Annotated in this window: 14 protein-coding genes; 3 read left to right on the forward strand and 11 right to left on the reverse strand. The window is 45.9% G+C overall.

What is annotated here, in order from left to right:
- Positions 1 to 21: 21 nt before the first annotated feature.
- From ACYVD4_RS13180 to ACYVD4_RS13210, 7 genes are all read right to left on the reverse strand, one after another.
- On the reverse strand, positions 22 to 1,848 hold the full coding sequence (locus ACYVD4_RS13180) for a DUF5723 family protein (RefSeq protein ID WP_460946298.1): 1,827 nt from the start codon (positions 1,846 to 1,848) through the stop codon (positions 22 to 24).
- Positions 1,849 to 1,978: 130 nt separating this feature from the next.
- Entirely contained in the window at positions 1,979 to 2,587 is a 609-nt protein-coding gene (locus tag ACYVD4_RS13185) for a hypothetical protein (protein WP_460946299.1), read from the reverse strand.
- Between the two features lie 81 nt (positions 2,588 to 2,668).
- A complete protein-coding gene (locus ACYVD4_RS13190; RefSeq protein WP_460946301.1) occupies positions 2,669 to 4,552 on the reverse strand; it encodes an ABC transporter ATP-binding protein in 1,884 nt (627 codons plus the stop codon).
- Between the two features lie 105 nt (positions 4,553 to 4,657).
- Positions 4,658 to 6,202 carry a PKD domain-containing protein gene (locus ACYVD4_RS13195; RefSeq protein WP_460946303.1) on the reverse strand — a complete coding sequence of 515 codons (1,545 nt, stop codon included), beginning with the start codon at positions 6,200 to 6,202 and terminating at the stop codon, positions 4,658 to 4,660.
- Between the two features lie 57 nt (positions 6,203 to 6,259).
- On the reverse strand, positions 6,260 to 7,549 hold the full coding sequence (locus ACYVD4_RS13200; RefSeq protein WP_460946305.1) for a hypothetical protein: 1,290 nt from the start codon (positions 7,547 to 7,549) through the stop codon (positions 6,260 to 6,262).
- 97 nt (positions 7,550 to 7,646) lie between these two features.
- Positions 7,647 to 8,162 (reverse strand): hypothetical protein, encoded by a 516-nt coding sequence (locus ACYVD4_RS13205; protein ID WP_460946307.1) that lies wholly within the window; start codon positions 8,160 to 8,162, stop codon positions 7,647 to 7,649.
- A 15-nt stretch (positions 8,163 to 8,177) separates the two neighbouring features.
- Complete coding sequence (locus tag ACYVD4_RS13210; protein WP_460946309.1) at positions 8,178 to 9,056, reverse strand: c-type cytochrome; 879 nt, start codon at positions 9,054 to 9,056, stop codon at positions 8,178 to 8,180.
- 312 nt (positions 9,057 to 9,368) lie between these two features.
- Between ACYVD4_RS13210 and ACYVD4_RS13215 the strand changes: the two genes are divergently transcribed.
- The 3 genes from ACYVD4_RS13215 (at position 9,369) to ACYVD4_RS13225 (ending at position 11,691) form a co-directional block, all read left to right on the forward strand.
- Positions 9,369 to 10,358 (forward strand): helix-turn-helix transcriptional regulator, encoded by a 990-nt coding sequence (locus ACYVD4_RS13215; RefSeq protein ID WP_460946311.1) that lies wholly within the window; start codon positions 9,369 to 9,371, stop codon positions 10,356 to 10,358.
- A 190-nt stretch (positions 10,359 to 10,548) separates the two neighbouring features.
- Entirely contained in the window at positions 10,549 to 11,082 is a 534-nt protein-coding gene (locus tag ACYVD4_RS13220) for a thioredoxin family protein (RefSeq protein ID WP_460946313.1), read from the forward strand.
- Between the two features lie 99 nt (positions 11,083 to 11,181).
- Positions 11,182 to 11,691 carry a low affinity iron permease family protein gene (locus ACYVD4_RS13225; RefSeq protein WP_460946315.1) on the forward strand — a complete coding sequence of 170 codons (510 nt, stop codon included), beginning with the start codon at positions 11,182 to 11,184 and terminating at the stop codon, positions 11,689 to 11,691.
- A 4-nt stretch (positions 11,692 to 11,695) separates the two neighbouring features.
- Here ACYVD4_RS13225 and ACYVD4_RS13230 read toward each other — a convergent pair whose 3' ends face one another.
- From ACYVD4_RS13230 to ACYVD4_RS13245, 4 genes are all read right to left on the reverse strand, one after another.
- Positions 11,696 to 12,808: an AAA family ATPase gene (locus ACYVD4_RS13230; protein ID WP_460946317.1), complete on the reverse strand. Its 1,113-nt coding sequence runs from the start codon at positions 12,806 to 12,808 to the stop codon at positions 11,696 to 11,698.
- A 69-nt stretch (positions 12,809 to 12,877) separates the two neighbouring features.
- A complete protein-coding gene (locus tag ACYVD4_RS13235) occupies positions 12,878 to 13,789 on the reverse strand; it encodes a PorP/SprF family type IX secretion system membrane protein (protein ID WP_460946319.1) in 912 nt (303 codons plus the stop codon).
- 246 nt (positions 13,790 to 14,035) lie between these two features.
- Positions 14,036 to 16,408 (reverse strand): carboxypeptidase regulatory-like domain-containing protein, encoded by a 2,373-nt coding sequence (locus tag ACYVD4_RS13240; RefSeq protein ID WP_460946321.1) that lies wholly within the window; start codon positions 16,406 to 16,408, stop codon positions 14,036 to 14,038.
- 193 nt (positions 16,409 to 16,601) lie between these two features.
- The gene (locus ACYVD4_RS13245) at positions 16,602 to 17,582 is read right to left on the reverse strand and encodes a PorP/SprF family type IX secretion system membrane protein (RefSeq protein ID WP_460946323.1); all 981 of its coding nucleotides are present in this window, start codon (positions 17,580 to 17,582) and stop codon (positions 16,602 to 16,604) included.
- Between the last annotated feature and the right edge of the window lie 2 nt (positions 17,583 to 17,584).

Genomic DNA, 17,584 nt, shown 5'->3' on the forward strand with positions numbered 1-17,584 from the left:
TAGAGAAACGTTACGTTAGATTTATGGCGTTGTAATCAGGCCCAGCTTCAAACCCGCACGCTGGTTGGCTACTACGTTGGTCGTAAATCGAAAACGATCAGCTTTTGCTACGTTGGCTCCCAGTTCCTCTTTAAAGAGACTGACGAGACGATCTAATTGTGCTTGATCTGCTCCTGAAAATTCTAACGTAACAACTCTTTTCGGATTAGCCGTCAGATACGTTTGCAACGTAGGCAGCAACGATACGTTATGTTTAAGTCCGTGTAACCAGCCAGTTCGTAGTTGACTAAGTAGTGATACGTCGGCAGTAGATAATCCTGTCGTATCGGTTGATGTTATGTTTTGTAAAGGACATCCCCCAAGTTCTTTAAGACCAGCCTCAGTCGAGCAATAATCGTCGATATCCTGAACGCCATCCCTATCTGAATCTGGACAACCCTGGAATAGTTTAGAACCAGCTACGTCCGGGCATAAATCATCACGATCTGGTATTCCGTCGTTGTCACTATCGGTATTTTTCTTAGACTTTTTTTCGCCAAGTGGAGCAGCTACGCCAGCAAAGATGTGAGCTGCCAATCCGTTATAGGAAAAGAAACCAAGTAGATTATCGCTACCGATTGTTAAGAAACCGTATCGAATATGGCCACCAATCGATAACTTACCCGGCTGCTGCCAATAATTGATCATGGCGGAGTATTCGAGCTTAGCCGATTCGTAACGTGGCCCAATGGTTATCAACCCAGATTTGTGCTGCGCTTCGGCAATTGGCTCGGCTGGTTTCCACCACGTACCACCCAAAAACCAGCCTTCGCCTATGTTTGCATCGAGCTGTACAGAGAGTGTTTGTGGAAGTTTTTTTTCCAGATCCCCAACTTCGCCTTCTGGTAGCACACCCAACGTACGGGCAACAGCATCGCGCATCTGGGTTGGTGTTTTGGGGGGCTGAATGTTTGCCTGAAGCAACGAACTCGCCGTAGGCATAACACGTAATACACTGGATTCTTTGTATGTAATACTGCCCATATCGAGTAATGACACGCCGATACGAAACCGGTATTTATTTTTTGGATTGCGGACTCCTACATTGTCTTTTACGACGTTACGCTGCGGCCTGAATTCATAGGTAAATCCCAGATCAACCCCAGTACCAACACCCGGAATTTCTCCTAATAATGCATCCCCAAACGACAATCGAGAGAGGCTAACCAGATCGGAATACGAAACTTCCATCTGCCTGACTGTATAATTCATCTGGTCAGACATGGCCACAAAATCTCCTTCTGCCGAAAGCGAAGCGGTTTGGAGGCCACGAATATATTTGAAAGAACCGCCAACTTTAAGAAAATGGCCGCTACGATTCACAACTGGCACAGCATATGACAATGCAATTTCGCCGAAGGCATCTGCGCTTACCCGAAGTGAACGGGTCATATTAGGCAAAGGTGTTTTATCACCCTGAAACCACCTGACCAGATCATAATCGCCAGTCATATTCAAATCAGACCGGTAGCGAGTCGTTACTGCGAACGTATGCTTATTGCGAAGCTGTAACAGAAAAGCCGGACCATGTATATCGGCCTGCTTAAAGGCAAGCGACTCGCCACCCAGCCGAGGAGTTGCCTTAACAAAGGGTACGGTTGCCAATGGCAAACGCGGCTGCGCCATAGCCTGAAAAGATGCAGTGACCACATTCGCGTACATTTTCCAGGGCGAATCGGCAATAGACGAGGGGTTCAGGTACACACTATTTGTACCCGCATAGTTGCTGAGTTGATAACCTGTCAGGCGTTGTGCAAACGCCAAAGCCGGTAAAAAACAAAGAGTCCCGATAAGGAGACGTTTCGTCATACAGGTGCGAATGAGGAATTTTCGCAAAAATGCTAAGATATAGCTCCTCTTCCAACAAAACGCTCCAACGACTTACCCGGCGGCAGATTTTATCAAAAAAATCATCCGCAAACACTAATAAATCCTGCTTTTAATGGTGGGCTGTTGTCGATACTGGCGGGTTAATCATGATATGTGCCCGGTGGGTTCCGGGGTCCATAATCCAGGGCATACCGGGGGCTTCTGGTTTCAGTGGCAAGCCAGTACTTTCTGCTGTTGCATACGGAATATACACTACGTAGCGCAGATAACCATCCTTTACTTCACCAGTCTCCGGATTATAGTTTTCATCTTTAGCCGAATAAGAAAATAACGTAGTAGGCTGTGTTGGCATCTTTAATTTCTTACTCTTGGCTTCCTGCTCGCGTATTTCCAGAATTTCGGCGGGCTTTTTTCCTTCCTTTTTCAGAATACGACCTCGTTCCATAAACGGATCTAAATCGCGATGGTAACACGATACGTTCAATCCTTTCTGTGCCGGATCATCGGCCAGACAAACCAGCTCGTTGGTTCCTTTACGTAGCACGGTGAATTCGTTTTTCGCCGAATAACCATATACCGTAGCCCCATCTCGTTTATCCGCCGGAGCTGCTAATACGGCGGTTTTAATCTGTATACCAGCCGATGGAATCGTAGGCGTTTGTGCGATAACGATACTGGATAATCCCAGAAAGGATATGAACGTAAAAATCGTTTTCATAGGTCTAGTTTGTTTTACCTATAAGGCAAGTTCGCTCAATTGCTACTAAGAACGTAGTAGCAATTGAGCGAACAAACTTTCTTATTGATACCCCCGTGCCTGTAAATTAAACAGTTCAGCGTAACGACCTTCTTTTTCCAGCAACTCGTCATGCGATCCGATTTCGAGCAACGTACCGCCCGACGGCCCGGCGTTTTCCAAAACCAGAATCCGGTCGGCCATACGCACGGTGCTGAATCGGTGCGAAATAATTACCGATGATTTACCTTCGGTGAGTTTCCCAAACCGCTGGAACACTTCATATTCGGCGCGGGCATCTAGTGCAGCAGTAGGTTCGTCCAGAATGATAAGTTGGGCATTTCGCATATAAGCTCGGGCAAGGGCAACTTTTTGCCATTCGCCACCCGACAGTTCAACGCCTTTATTGAATGAACGGCCTAATTGCTGATCGTAGCCGCCCGACAGTTTGGCAATGACCGTATCGGCCAGACTCTGTTTAGCCGACGTCTCGATACGTGGCTGGTTGGTACGTTCGTCGATATCGCCCACGGCAATATTCACGCCCGCCGACATTTTGAAGCGCGTATAATCCTGAAAAATGACGCCGATGTTACGTCGTAGTTCCATCAGATCATATTCACGGAGGTCATAACCATCGAGCAGAATGCGTCCCTCAGCCGGATCATATAGTCGGGCCAGCAACTTTACCAGTGTAGTTTTACCGGCTCCATTCTCCCCTACCAGTGCCAGTTTTTCGCCAGCCTGCAACGTAAAGGAAAGGTTTCGCAATGCCCACCGCTCTGAATTGGTATATTTAAATCCAACATTCTCAAATACAAATCCTTGACGGATCACATCAGGGAATGGGCGGGACGTAGCAGGCGAATGAATAAGCGGTTTGATCGCAAAATAATCGAACAGATCCTGCAAATAAATTGCCTCTTGTGTCAGGCTACTAAACTGCAACAGAATCCCCTCGAGCGAACCGCGCACCTGCCGGAACGAACCCGCCAGAAAAGTAAGATCGCCCAGCGAAATTTGCCCGGTAACCGCCCGCATCACAATCCAGACATACGCGCCATAATAACCCGCCGTACCCAGCGCCGACAACAATGTTCCCCAACTGGCCCGACTAATAGCCAGCGAACGGTTCTTCCGAAAATATTCCCACGACAATGATCGAAATCGGTCGATAAGAAAGTCGGATAACCCAAAGATTTTAACCTCTTTGGCCGTTTCATCGCTGGCGCCAACGTAGCGCAGGTAGTCGAGTTCACGTCGTTCGGGAGTCCAGGAGCGGGAAAGTGAATAACTGCGCTGGTTAAAATAATTATCGCCAATAAACGAAGGAGTCACCGCCAGCAGAATAAGTACTAGCAACCACGGGTTATAGATGGCCAGCCCAGCCGCCAGAAAACCAACCGAAATCAATTCCTGCACCTGCCCAAAAACACCCGAGAACAACACCGTTCGGCCCGTTGTTTGCCGACGGGCGCGTTCAAGTTTATCGTAGAACGTAGCATCTTCAAACTGTTCCAGATCGAGTGAGGCCGCATGTTCCATCAGTCGAACGGATGTCCGGTTGGCAAACAGATCGCCCAGCAAACTATCCATTAATGATACTGCCCGGCCCAGCGCCATCGAAAGAATTGCCAAACCAAATTCAGCGCCAACGAGCCACCACAAATACTTCGTGTCTCCCTGACCGTTGGTTTTCGACAGCAGTACAACCTGATCGATAATCAATTTACCTATATAAAGTGTAGCGGCCGGAATAGCCGCCCGAATCAGACGTAGCGCGGCATTACCAAGAAACAGGCCGGGAGAAACCTCCCAAACCAGTCGAAAAAACGCAGGCAGATTACCTAGCGCAGCAAACCGTTCGCGCCAGCTTATCTGCTCTTTAGCCTCCGAAGGAACTACGCCGTTGGGCGGTACTGATTTGTGTGCAGATGATTTTGCCATACACAAAAAAGACAAGCACAGTGAAAGATTAGTTCACCGTGCCTGTCGTGCCTTCAGCGCAATCAACGTAGCGTTTTCTCTGCTCTTTCGCTGGGTATAATGAGGTTAGTACGTTTTAATATTAGCCTGCGCATTTCCGTCGAACGTATTGGCTGTTTCTACGTCGGCATTGAGCACCGCATCGGAACTAACCAGAATTCCGTAGCCTCCACTGCCGCTGATTCGGGTCTTTGTAACAGTCATATGGCTGTCGGTTCCGTAAATGGCCAGATTTGCCCGATTCCCGGCAACAATGCCTGTGCTGCCCGCATTCAGTATCTCCCCATTTTCAATTCGATTCTGTAGGCTGGCCGAATAACACAGAATACCTTTCCAGTAGGCTTTCGTATTTTCTGCCCCAACGAAGCGAACTTTCTGGGTTGCTGTTCCAACGGCATTCAAATAACCCGATTCATCAATATTGATCGCCACATCGCGTGCCATCTCAACACTAACACCCGGATTCAGTTTCCATCCAGAACGCACGGCTACACTTTTCATTAATCGATAAGGAGTTTTATCAGCAAAACCAGGCCATACGGTTTCGGTGTTTTTCTGCTCTTTACTGCCAATATAATCGCCGATGATTTCTACTACGTTACGTCCGTTTCCTTTTGTAAATACGGAAGCGGCATCCAGTTTTACTACGTTCTCCGTCGATAGAAGTATGCCCGCCTGCGTATTATCACTAAACGTATTGGCCACAAAACCACGTAGCGTTGCATCCTCAGCCACAAGCAGACCGTAGCCCTGATTCTCTGCAAAACGAGTGTTGGTCAGCGAAATCTGACTCTCTTTAAACATAGCCATTCCTGTAATTTTACCATCAAGTAGAGCCTGACTACCAGCGTGAAGCACCTCAACATGCTCCATTACGTTCGCGTTGCTAGACGAGTAAAGCATGATGCCTGTCCAATACCCTTTTGTACGGGCAACCCCCAAAAAGCGGATCTTTTTATCGGCGGTACCTTTTGCGATCAGAAGGCCGCCCCGGTCGTTAATATCGAAGCGAACATCGCGTTCGAAAGCAATCACAACGCCGGGGTTAATGGTTAGCTCATGCTTCACAGCAATGCTTTTCGGAATAATATAATCCGGTAAATCAGGGTTGAGAATGCGATCTTCAAGAACGGTTTTCACTGTAATATCTTTGTCGATGGTCAGAGGTTGGGCCACCGACGCCAGAATTAGCACGTTGTCTGATTGGGTAATCACGCCGTTCGAAACGGTTAACGCCAGTTCATATTCACCAACTTCATCGGGCGTGAACGTTAATTTAGCCGTGTTCGACGTAGTAAGTGCTACGTTACTTTTGGTTGGTTTCCGAACAATCAGCCATTGATACGTTAGCGGTTTACTCTGACCATCTTTCGAAGCCGATCCATCGACCGTAACAACCTGACCAACCTGAACCGCCTGATCGGGCCCGGCGTTGGCAATTAACGTATCGACAGGTGGCTCAACTTCTGGCTTTTTACAGCCTGTAACTACCAGCATTACGAAGAAAAAAGCAGTAACGTAGCTGGTAACACGTTGGCTCAACGAGCGGACAAACCAATTTGAATTTGTCGTGCCATTCGGCGTTTTTGTGATTTTTGTCTGTGTGTTCATTGTTGTATTTGGTATAGAAAATTGATTGGAGTACTGTTGTATTCAGGATATGGCCTGTTATCTGGTCAGATGGAAGCTACCACTGATAGGCACTAATTTGGTGGGGCAGTCTTCCTCACCATCGTCGGTCATCAGCGAGCCGGAAAATTTGCCTATAGCCAGTTTATTTTTGATGAACTCGTCAATAACAACGGAGCCCTGCGTTAGCTGAAGTCCATTCTGAAAGTCACCTACACAGGCATAACTGGTGCGGTAAGCATATTTTCCGAAATTATAGTGACCAGCGCTGATGCCGGAACTGGTTTTCAGAGGATTACCAAACGGAAATGTGCCTGTCGATTCCCCAAAAATTGTGAACGTCAAATAGTTTGTTTCGCTTTTACCAGCGTTAATTTCCCAGAGTCGATTTCCATCTACGGTAGTGACCTGAGCCAGTGAAACATCCGTATAAAGCTGGGTTTGCCCTTTAAAAGTTACTTCAACATAGTTATTGCTAACGTAAATGGTCTTAACAAGAATCAGTTTCTTGGGGCTGTTCTGAAATGTTAGTTCGGCATTAACTGTAACTGTTATACGTTTATCGCCTTTTGCTGGAGCAACGTAACGTATTCCCTTCTTCGACTGAACCGTTTCCAGCTTACCCTGACCGATAATCGACCATTTTACGTCTTTCACTTCCCCAACATTTTCGCTGGCTAAACGCTGAATAGATTCATCTTCGGCTACAATGGTCTCGAAAATATGAATTGACATGGTTTCCCCGTAAGCGATTGATTCCGCCGACGTTTCCTGCCCGGAAGTCAATATAAAGCTGTCGAAGTAAGCTATTTCGTAGGCGCTCCAGTCACTAAAATGCGCCATCGGTACGCTAATTCGTTTCTGTTGTGTATCTACCCGAGCACCCGTTACGTTATACCAGACTTTATTAGCCCCCTGATAAGCCACTTTCAGCATATCCGCATCATTAGCCGATACTTGCTCATTGGTATATTGAAATGTTAACGTAGCAGGCTTACTGAATTGCAGGCCATCGGGCGAGAAGCGATATGCCTGCCCGATTCCGTTGGGTGTGTGACTCGTAATGGGCAGAATCGTAATGGTCGTAGCCTGACTAATCGCGCCCGCAGGCAGCGTTAGGCGCACCGTTCCGTCTGGTGTGGAGAGGCTGCCGCCTTCAGGCCCAATTATCTGACTAACAGGTGTTCCCTGAAGCTGACCTATCTCTGTGACTGTGCCACCAATAGCTGGTGAAACGGGTCTAACTGGTGAAACGTCTGGTTTTGTCTCGCAGGCTGCCAATACGCTGAATAGTCCTATTGTGGCGATTAGATATTGTTTAAATTTCATGAGGTGAAAGCCATTCCGGCCAGTGTTGTTTAGTGTTCGTGTTCTATAAAATCAGTTGCTAATCTTTTATTCCATCTGTGCAGGCAAACCTGCTTGCCTAGCAAATCAGACAAAACTGGCCAGCAATGGACGCTCCGTTAGCGGAAAAAGGTGTATTGTTACGCGGCATTAGGAACCCTTTAAATGAGCCTTTCACTCCGGTTTTGGTCTTATAATGATCAAGCAGAACTGTACCTTCCGTCAATAGATGGTCATCGTTGTGATAGGATGAGTAGATGGATTTGCCGAGGCTGTAGGTAAGTAGGCTGATCGCTGGTTGTACGGATTGATTCGTACCGAAGGCAAAGGCACGTTCATTAGAAGCTCCGCACACGGCTATCGATAGATAATTCTGGTTCCCTGCACCAGCTCGAACGTACCAACAGTCTGTAGCGCCAACTCGCGAAAAAGTACAGGTACCTATGTCGGTATAAATTCGGGAGGTTCCGGCAAAGTCGATTTTAACGTAACTCTTCTGATCGTGATTCAGCCAATCAGCGGATTCCGCTTTTTTATGGTCTATTGCGTTGGAAACACCCAAACCAACAATCAGGAAATGGCGCAGTCGTATCATCGTGATAAACAATTGTTATTGAAGCGACTGCAAATATTGATACAGCGATACCAGTTCTTTTTGGCTATACTCGGCCGTCATTTTCCAGGGCATATCCTCATTTTTCAACTGATGCCCACCTGGTGTTTTGCCCGTACGTAACGTAGTGATAAACTGCTCCTGCGACCATTTTCCCAACGCTCCCCTTCGGGTTATATCCGGAACAGGTGGCTGGCCGGGTACAATGGCATCCCCTCCTTTCAGGTTGGGCCGATGGCATCCACTACAGGCAACGGCTAGGTATTTCCCCTGCGCGATACCGGTCGACGTATCGGCTTTGGCTATCAGCGGCCGGTTGTGATCAATCATTTCGACCGGTAGCAACGGAACCTTATCCAGATACGTCATCACGTTGAGAATAGGACCTGGCTTAGTTTTAGGTACTACGTTGGCAACGGGTGGCAGTTGCTGGCAATAGGCAATGATGGCGGCCATATCCTGTCCCGATAGTAAAGCCGTTTCGTGCGAAGGCATGATCAGAAGCGGGCGGCCATTTCGATCTATACCGTGCCGAAGCGCTTTTACCCAATCGGCAGTGCTGTAATTAGCCGGTAAACCGCCTTTTCCTTTCGTCAGATTACTCGCAGCGAGCAAACCAACCTCTGGCGATTCTTCCATGATTTTACCAGCCATGTTAGCTCCGTGGCACTCGGTGCAGCCTTTTATGGCAACCAGATGCTTACCCCGGTTCAACGCACTGCTATCTGTAGAAACAGGCAATTCCTGTGCAGTGAAACTGTATGTTTTTTCAGCCCGCTGGCTTATGGTATGCGCTATGTAGAAATAGCCTGTCAGGACTATGCCAACCAGAGTGAGCACGATAATTCCCATCCATTTGAGTAATTTACGTATCATGGTTTCTTCATTAAGTAGTTGTTGTTGGGTGCGAACGTAGTGGCGTTTCGCTTTACAAAATTCAGGATTGAGCGTTGTTCGGCACCTACGCAAAAAGGATAAGAAGCTACTCAAAACGGATTTTAGCAGATGGGACGTACTTCGGTTCATCGGCCAGAATTGTCTGTTGGCGGATGTATTTTTTCAGTTGATACGTAGCAGAACTCTTTCGCCAAAGGCAGAGAGATAGATTTGTATAAGTGCTACGTAAGCGATGCCACCATCTGACTCGTATCAACAAAATCATTCCAGCCAAACAAGACTCAGCATCCGATGACCAGCGTTTTCAACACCGTCGATATTTTTGAATTTGATGTACAGTCCTGTTCGCCGAAAAGTATGTTCGGTTCTGCTGGCGCCCCTTATTTGTATCATCCGAGCGCGGGTGCTATCAGCCTGAAAGCTTTTAATTTCTCCCATTTTCAGGTGGTTGATATGGAGTGGGAAACTACTAATGATATCGAACTTCGTGATGTTGTTCCTTCCGATGCGATTTCAATCAATTTTATGCTCGAAGGCACAATCGATTCGCGATTTAGAGGGCTGGAATATGACCTGAACATGCGTGCCAGAACGCATAATCTGATTCATGCACCCGAAGCAGGGCATATTAATTACATGAAAGGTGGTCAGCGGATGACGAATCTGCTGTTAGGTATTGATAAGGCGTTTTTCGCGTCGGCTATAGGTGCGGACGATTCGTGGAGCGAGCGGATTTTGTCAGACTTGGAACATGGACGACCCTTTTCAGGTATGCGCGGAACACCAACCATTACTCCCCAAATGCTTTATCTGATCGATGATATCCGGCACTCCAAAGCTACGGGGCCTATGAGGAATTTGCTGATTCAGTCGCGGGTCCTGGAATTGATAGCTTTGCAAATTGAGCAATTCAGAAATCCCACTGGCATTTCTGAGCAAATTCCGCCTAATGAAATTGAGAAACTATTGCAGTTAAGAGCGTATCTGGATGCTAATTTTCTGACTGAACATTCATTAGCTCAGCTAAGTCGCTATTGCCTGTTGAATGAATTTAAGGTCAAAAAAGGCTTCAAGCTTTTGTTCGATACAACCGTTTTCAACTACCTGCGCAAATTACGTATGGATCATGCGGGTCAACTACTACGTAACAGTGCCTTATCTGTCGATGAAGTTGCCGATCGGTTAGGGTATGAACACGCGCAACACTTTTCGATCGCGTTCAAAAAATATACGGGTCTAACTCCTTCACATTATCAACAGGGCAAATCATTAGCTGCCTGATTTCAACCTATTTACCCCACCCTAAATTCCCTCCCCGTAAGGAGGGAATTTAAAACGAGCGAAGGCAAGTCCCTCCCTACGGGCTACGGGAGAGGAATTTAGGGTGGGGTGATATCAGGAATCTGTAATTCTATCACCTACCTAATCTTCTACGTAGCGGCACAACGGTTTAAGTTTCTACATTTGGCTTATGAAAAGCCTTTTCCTGTTTGCTACGTTCATAAGCTTTTTCTGGCCTACCGATTATCCATTCGAAGAACCTGCTGGCATCCGTTTTTTTACAGGATCATGGCAGGAAGTTTTGCAGGAAGCGAAACGCCAGAATAAACCGATTTATGTCGATTTCCATACGAGCTGGTGCCCACCCTGCAAACGGATGTCGCGCGAAGCGTTCCCAAATCCGGAAGTTGGTACCAAGTTTAATGAAAATTTCATCAGTTATCAGCTTGACGCCGAAGTCGGCGAGGGCGCTGCGTTAGCTCGTTTATTCGCCGTAGCCAGTTATCCAACTGCTTTGTATTTTATTCCAACAGGCGAAATCGTACACAGAGGAGTGGGATATGGTGGAGTAAATGCCATGTTAAAACAAGCCGACCTGGTATTGTCGATGCCGAAGGTGCGCCGAACCAGACGCAAAAAAGGAGTCAATCATGAGGTTACCGCACCTGTTTTCACAAGTCCGTCCCAAACCGATTCGACCGGTAAAGACGTAGTACGCTATTGAAATTTCGGGAAGCGTTACGTTTCTTCATTAAATGAATTTAATATCACAAACGCTACGTAATTCTGTTATTAGAGAAATTTCTCAATTCCTACCTGATCTATGAATACGAATAAATCTGCCGGTTTTTTTGAACGATTAGCCTCAAAAGCTACAGAAGTTACGGGGTCTTCCATGGCTTTCCTATTAGCCCTGCTTACCGTTATTATTTGGGTTGCCACAGGGCCTTTATTTGGCTACTCCGATACGTGGCAACTGGTGATAAATACAGGAACAACAATTATTACGTTCCTAATGGTTTTTCTGATTCAGAAATCGCAGAACAAGGATTCACTGGCCATGCAGATTAAGTTAAACGAACTTATTGCCGTTAATCGGAAAGCCAGTAATCGACTCCTCAACGTAGAAGACCTGACCGAAGAAGAACTCCGGTCGTTGCACCGATTTTTTGGCGAACTGGCGGAGCGAGCTAAAAGTGAAGCTAGCTTATCTCTCTCTCATTCGATTGAAGAAGCGGAAGACATTCATGAAGACAAAGTGAGGGAACTCAATCAACGTGAATCGGTACGCGAAAAAGACAAAACTCCGCGAAAGAAGCCAGCCAAGCCCTAACTGATCAGAATCCCATTTTCACCTCATGCCGCTCGCCCGAAACTGTCTGCTCTTCCAGATTGAAAATATCGGCCAACGTCATCGGCTCTTTTGTACGAAAATCAGCACCCAACTGAGTCAGCAAATCATTAGCTTTAACAGGCGTCAATTTACCAAAAGCATAATCAACCATCAGGCGTCCTTTTCGCAGTAAAGCTTTGTCTAACAAGTGTTTGCTTGCGTTGAACGTAGCAATTACCTGAATATGCATACAGTCGGCCAATAATCCATCTGTGAGGTTCAGGATATTCGATACGCTGTTGGTATCACCACCAGCTTCCCGCGATTGTAAAATGCGTTCAGCATCCTCAATGATCAGCACCGAATCTTTATTATCGAGCAGAAACGGTATAATCTCTGGCGATGTCAGATAGTTGGTCATGTATGGCGGCAGAATCAACATATCTTTCTTAATCAGCGAGCTGAGATATTTGATATAGGTTGTTTTTCCTGTGCCCGGCTCGCCATGCAGCAGAATTAAGCCTTTACTTTTAGGCTCTGCCAATAGATTGACCAAACGCTCATGAACAGGTAGAAAATCTTCGTTATAATGCAGTTCTAGGTTAATATCAGGCGGTGTAATATCGACCCGTTCTGTATGCAAACCACCTAATCCACTTTGAATCAGATAAATATGCGTTTGATTATCTTCATGAACGTATTTGTGTTCGTGGAATCCGGTCAAGAGGGTTTTAGCGGATGCTTCATCCCGATAAAATCCGTATAATCGAAAAAAACGGTCACCTACAAACTCAGCTTTCAGCAAAATACCGTCACTATGTTGATAAATTCGCTCGATAATGTGCCACCCCTCGTCGGTGACCCGCGCGGAATGGTTTATTAATGTAAAACCACGTTCGTCGAGTAATTCACGCGCCGATAGTTTAAAATCATCGTTAAAATGTAAGTAATTAGGATAACTACCAAACGTCTGAACAAAGTGAGGAGCCAACGGAAACTCGCGGTCGAGATCGCTGGGTATGTACAAGTTCTGTATGGTAGATTGAGCGGGCATACGACTTTCGGCCGTGAGGTAGCGAAGCATATCAGCCCCAGAAATCTCGTCGTAAGGTTTCAAACGGGCGTTCAATTATTAGTTAAATAAAGCGTGATAATATGTGCAGCTTACTACATGGTTGGCTGACATTTAATAGGTAAATTTCAACACATTTGGGGCAAAACGTAGCATGATTTCGTGCGTACTTTGCTGGAAATACAATGCGGCATTTGGGTTCTCTGGTGTTTTTGAATAAAATATATAGCCTAACCGAATTGCTTTTGTCAACTGGTATTCAGCCGAAGCCTGTAAATAGTTCGTCTGTATCAAACCAGGACTATTCTGGCGATAAGACAACCCAAGTCCAAACTGCTCATTGAACCAAGCCTTTACGTTCAGATCGACTCCCAGTGGCCTGTCGGCAATTTTCGATACCAATACAGATGGTATTAAAACGGAATTTTCACCAATACTAAGATTCGTACCAGCCTGTACCATAATTGGCCTAACACTTTTGTAGAGATAGCGACCTGATAAGTCAAGCGCTTCTCCCGTCATTTCGGGTGCCGAAATACCACCAAAGAATCGGTCAGACTGATAGTAAATACCAATGCCAAAACTCGCAATGGCTCGGTTAAGACTCGATGCGCTGGCAAAATCATAGATTGGCAATACGTTTACGCCACCCTGAACCCCTATCGACAATTTTGCCAATGCAGGCAGGTTAAACCGATACGCAATACTTCCATAAGCACCCGTAGCTGCATAAAGTCCCATTCGGTCGTTTTGCGCCTGAAAGCCCAGTCCTATTTTCCCAATGGCACCATCTACCGATACCGTTTGCGTAACTGGTGCGAACCGAACGCCAATCCATTTCCGCCGAAGCGAAGCTGTTAAATGCAAAGACTCACGGCTACCTGCATACGCTGGATTAATGCTAAGAGGTGTGATCAGGTATTGCGAATACAGAACTTCTTTCTGAGCCTGAGCACGCTCAGAAATACAGGTTAACAAGCTAAGCAGTAACCCACATGCAACAAAGTAAGGAGATGCAATGCGCATAAAACTATTGGATGAGGGTTCAATTTGCGAGGATTTCTGCTTAAAACCTACTACGTTATTTGTGTTTATGACTATCAATTTGAAGCCACTTGGTGCAAGTATTGGTAATAGAAATGATAATCAGTCTATTCCAATACTTGAGCACTGGCTAGGCTTTCTACACAAAGTTGTTAGAGTTGCCGTATGATTGACAAAATCTCTTTAAATCATAGTTATCATACCAATTTCGGTAGTAATTAAACTGATTTATCCCATTTTCAGAATTTTGATCTCTGTTCGGCGGTTTTGTTGATACTCTTCTTCTGAGCATTTAACCCCGTCTTTACACTTGTTCAACGGTAGACTTTCACCATACCCTTTTGCTACCATCCGTTTTGGAGCTACTCCTTTCGATTTTAAATAGGTTACAGCAGCCCGTGCCCGATTGCCAGATAACGTAGTGTTGTATTTAGCTGACGACCTACTATCGGTATGCGAGCGCATTTCAATCGTCATGGCCGGATACTTTTTCAAGAGTGCCACAACTTTATCCAGTTCAACAGCAGCATCAGGTCGAATGGCTGCTTTATTCAAATCGTAATAGATATTGTCGATTTGAATAACATCGCCTTTTTTAAACATGGCTAAATCGGTTGTGCCAACACCTTCTTTCGAAACCCGGCTACCAGACGTACCCATATTATCTTTCATGGCTTCAAGTGAGTAATCACAGCCCGCTTTCACAACAAATACGTAGCTGCCATCTTCTCCGGTTAACGTATCCTGCGACGTACCATCGCATTCGCTAACAATCACCACTTTCACTCCAGCTATTGGCTTTTTATCGGTTTGTGTAGTTATTCGGCCTCGTATGGTTATTGTTGCGGGTTTCGCAGGGGCCAATTTCACAAGCGGAATCTCTAGCCGGGAAGGTTGATCATCAGATAAATCCTTTGTAGAGAAACCGAGTTTATTATCCTGATAACCAGTCTGACTTGCCTGAAATTTCACTTCACTATCGGCGTCGATACAAACACGTACCAATCCTTCAGCATCGGTTTTCAACTGTTTCTGTCCGTCACTGGCAGCATTATCAAGAGCAACCGAAGCGTTGGCAAGCGGCTCTCTCGATTCAGCATCGAACACGCTCAATGTTAACTGACGACAGGGATAGAGCGAGCCTTCACGAGCGAAGCGGTATAGATCATCATCTGCACCACCGTTTTTCCGATTCGAGCTAAAAAAACCAGTTTTTCGGTCTCCATCGGTTACAATACCGAAATCATCTTTAGGTGAATTGAGCGGTTCGCCCAAATTACGTACCATTTTCCCTTCCTTGCCATCGGACACGATCTGCGCATAGAACATATCCAGATCACCTAGACCAGGATGTCCATCGGACGAGAAGTAAAGATTTCCTTTCTCATCCACAAAAGGAAACATCTCATTACCCTTTGTATTAACTTCTTTACCCAGATTAATTGGTTCTCCCCATTTTCCGTTTGTCCAGCGCGATACGTAGATATCTGTGCCACCATAACCGCCCGGACGATCTGAGGCAAAATAAAGGAGTTGATCATCCTTAGAAAGAGCTGGATGCCCTGTTGAAAACTCATCGCTATTGAATGGAAGCTCTTCGGCTTTGCTCCAGTATCCATTTGTTTGCGTAGCCGTGTACAACTTTAGTTTATTGATACCGTCGATACTTTTACGAAAATGTCCTTCATTGAAGTTATTACGTGTGAAGACTACCCGTGACCCATCTTTTGTGAAGGTAAGCGGCCCTTCATGGTATTTTGTATTTAACGTCCGGCTAAACTGATCGGAGTCACTCAATGGCGCATCTTCATAGCCCATTGTCATATTATAGCCACCATAGAAACCAACCGTTTTAGTATCATTGGCAGTTGGAGCCGTAAAATCATCACTGCCCAACGGGCGGATTAACTGTGTGCGCTTTTGTTTTACCGACGCTGAACTACCGCCAAGACTTGAGGCTTTGTCAACACGAATACTACTCAGGTCTGGCAAATAGTAGAGATCCAGAAAAGGTGAGTTATTCCATTTGAATACCCGTTTCACACCATTTCCGCCATGACCTGTAGAAACGAAAACCAGACCATCCCGGTAAAACATTGGACTAAATTCGGCTTTCTTGGTATTCATTTTCAGGTATTCGACCTTATAACTACCAGCGTTACGTGTAAGTGCGCTGACATCCTTATAGAGCTTTGTGAACGATGGACTACGTTTATCAGACTCCTGAATTTTTCCATACTTCTCGTAAGCCGTTTGTGCTTCCCTGTATTTTCCATTACTGGCTAATACCTGAGCGTAGTACAAGTAACATTTCGCATAGTCATTCGATAAACTACCATCACCGATTAAATCCCGATAAATCCGTTCAGCATTCTGGGTATCACGTAGCTGTTGGTAACTGTAACCTAGTTTGGCTTTGGCGTCTTTGAGTTCTGCTTCGTTACTTTTTTCAGAACTACTAAGCGCTTTTTCATAAAGTTCTACAGCTTTGGCATAGGCTAGCTGATCAAACTGACGATCGCCCTGTTTGATGAGTGACTGCGCTATTGACTGAGTAATAAATAGCCACAGCAGCCCGATTAGTGAAACGGTACGTATCATAAACTTAAAAGTTGGAAAGCGCAAGAAGAGAAAAGCAGGTGTTTATGTTTAGCTCTATAAAGAAATTATATCTTAATTTTAAGCAAAAAATACACCAAATAGGTACATATAAAGTTCACAAAAAAAGCGAAAGAGCAAAACCCATTTACTAGGTTTTTCAATCTTTCGCTTTTTTGTGTGTTATCCCGACCGGTTAGAAATAACGCGGAGTCAGGATGCGGTTTTTACCAAATCCGAATTCATATCGGATCATAATTTCGTGTGAACTTGGCGCTACACTTTGAAAATTATTCATCGTGCGGTCGTACGAATAGCCAAACCGGAACTGATCGGTCAACTGCACTTCCACCATTCCCACAATGGCATCGGTGCTGTATTGTGTCCAGGACGAGAACTGGTTCCGGCGAATCGAAGCGCCAATGGCAATGCGATCGGCAAACCAGAAGTTAATGTTACCATCAAATCCAAGCGGAGCACCTTCAGCATACTTAACCAACATCGATGGCTTCATTTTAACAGCAGGCCCTAATCCTACCACAAAACCAGCGGCTGCGTACGCGTGACGACGCTGTACTGACCGATAATCACCTGAGTTATACTCACTCAGTTTATTTTTGATCAGCCGAGGTACTGAAAGACTCAGATAAGCGCGGTCGTTGCTGAGGTAAATACCCGTACCAAAATTTGGCAGCACTTTCGAAATGTTACTGGCAAAGGCGGGATCGGGTAAACCCGTGCCGTCTGGACTGGTTTGCACATTAGCAAGGTTCCACTGGAAACTTGATGCGCCCCCCTGTAAACCCAACGCCAGTGTCGACTTTGCACCAACTTTAATGCGGAAAGCATACGATGCAAATGCACCAGCTTCCTGCATTTCGCCAAACTTATCGCCGTAGAGCTGCAATCCGACGCCAACCCGCTCCTGATTAAGTGGCATATCCATCGTGAACGTAGCGGTTTGAGGAGCTCCCTGAACACCTGTCCACTGGTTACGATAGAGGGCCGACATACTCAGTACGTCGCGGCTACCGGCATAAGCCGGGTTAAGGGCCAGCATGTTGAACATGTACTGAGAGAACATCTTGTCCTGCTGTGCCCGGACCTGGCCGCTGCCGATCCCTAGGATCAGCAGCAGCGCACCTGCCCAATGTTTGATTGAAAACTGATTTGACATCG

The sequence above is a fragment of the Spirosoma daeguense genome, from assembly GCF_054776875.1.

Bases quoted from the DNA above. Each gene is read 5' to 3' on its own strand.
- ACYVD4_RS13235 (WP_460946319.1), bottom strand. From the start codon at position 13,789: ATGCGCATTGCATCTCCTTACTTTGTTGCATGTGGGTTACTGCTTAGC.
- ACYVD4_RS13225 (WP_460946315.1), top strand. From the start codon at position 11,182: ATGAATACGAATAAATCTGCCGGTTTTTTTGAACGATTAGCCTCAAAA.
- ACYVD4_RS13200 (WP_460946305.1), bottom strand. From the start codon at position 7,549: ATGAAATTTAAACAATATCTAATCGCCACAATAGGACTATTCAGCGTA.
- ACYVD4_RS13180 (WP_460946298.1), bottom strand. From the start codon at position 1,848: ATGACGAAACGTCTCCTTATCGGGACTCTTTGTTTTTTACCGGCTTTG.
- ACYVD4_RS13185 (WP_460946299.1), bottom strand. From the start codon at position 2,587: ATGAAAACGATTTTTACGTTCATATCCTTTCTGGGATTATCCAGTATC.
- ACYVD4_RS13220 (WP_460946313.1), top strand. From the start codon at position 10,549: ATGAAAAGCCTTTTCCTGTTTGCTACGTTCATAAGCTTTTTCTGGCCT.
- ACYVD4_RS13240 (WP_460946321.1), bottom strand. From the start codon at position 16,408: ATGATACGTACCGTTTCACTAATCGGGCTGCTGTGGCTATTTATTACT.
- ACYVD4_RS13245 (WP_460946323.1), bottom strand. From the start codon at position 17,582: ATGTCAAATCAGTTTTCAATCAAACATTGGGCAGGTGCGCTGCTGCTG.
- ACYVD4_RS13205 (WP_460946307.1), bottom strand. From the start codon at position 8,162: ATGATACGACTGCGCCATTTCCTGATTGTTGGTTTGGGTGTTTCCAAC.
- ACYVD4_RS13190 (WP_460946301.1), bottom strand. From the start codon at position 4,552: ATGGCAAAATCATCTGCACACAAATCAGTACCGCCCAACGGCGTAGTT.
- ACYVD4_RS13215 (WP_460946311.1), top strand. From the start codon at position 9,369: ATGACCAGCGTTTTCAACACCGTCGATATTTTTGAATTTGATGTACAG.
- ACYVD4_RS13210 (WP_460946309.1), bottom strand. From the start codon at position 9,056: ATGATACGTAAATTACTCAAATGGATGGGAATTATCGTGCTCACTCTG.
- ACYVD4_RS13195 (WP_460946303.1), bottom strand. From the start codon at position 6,202: ATGAACACACAGACAAAAATCACAAAAACGCCGAATGGCACGACAAAT.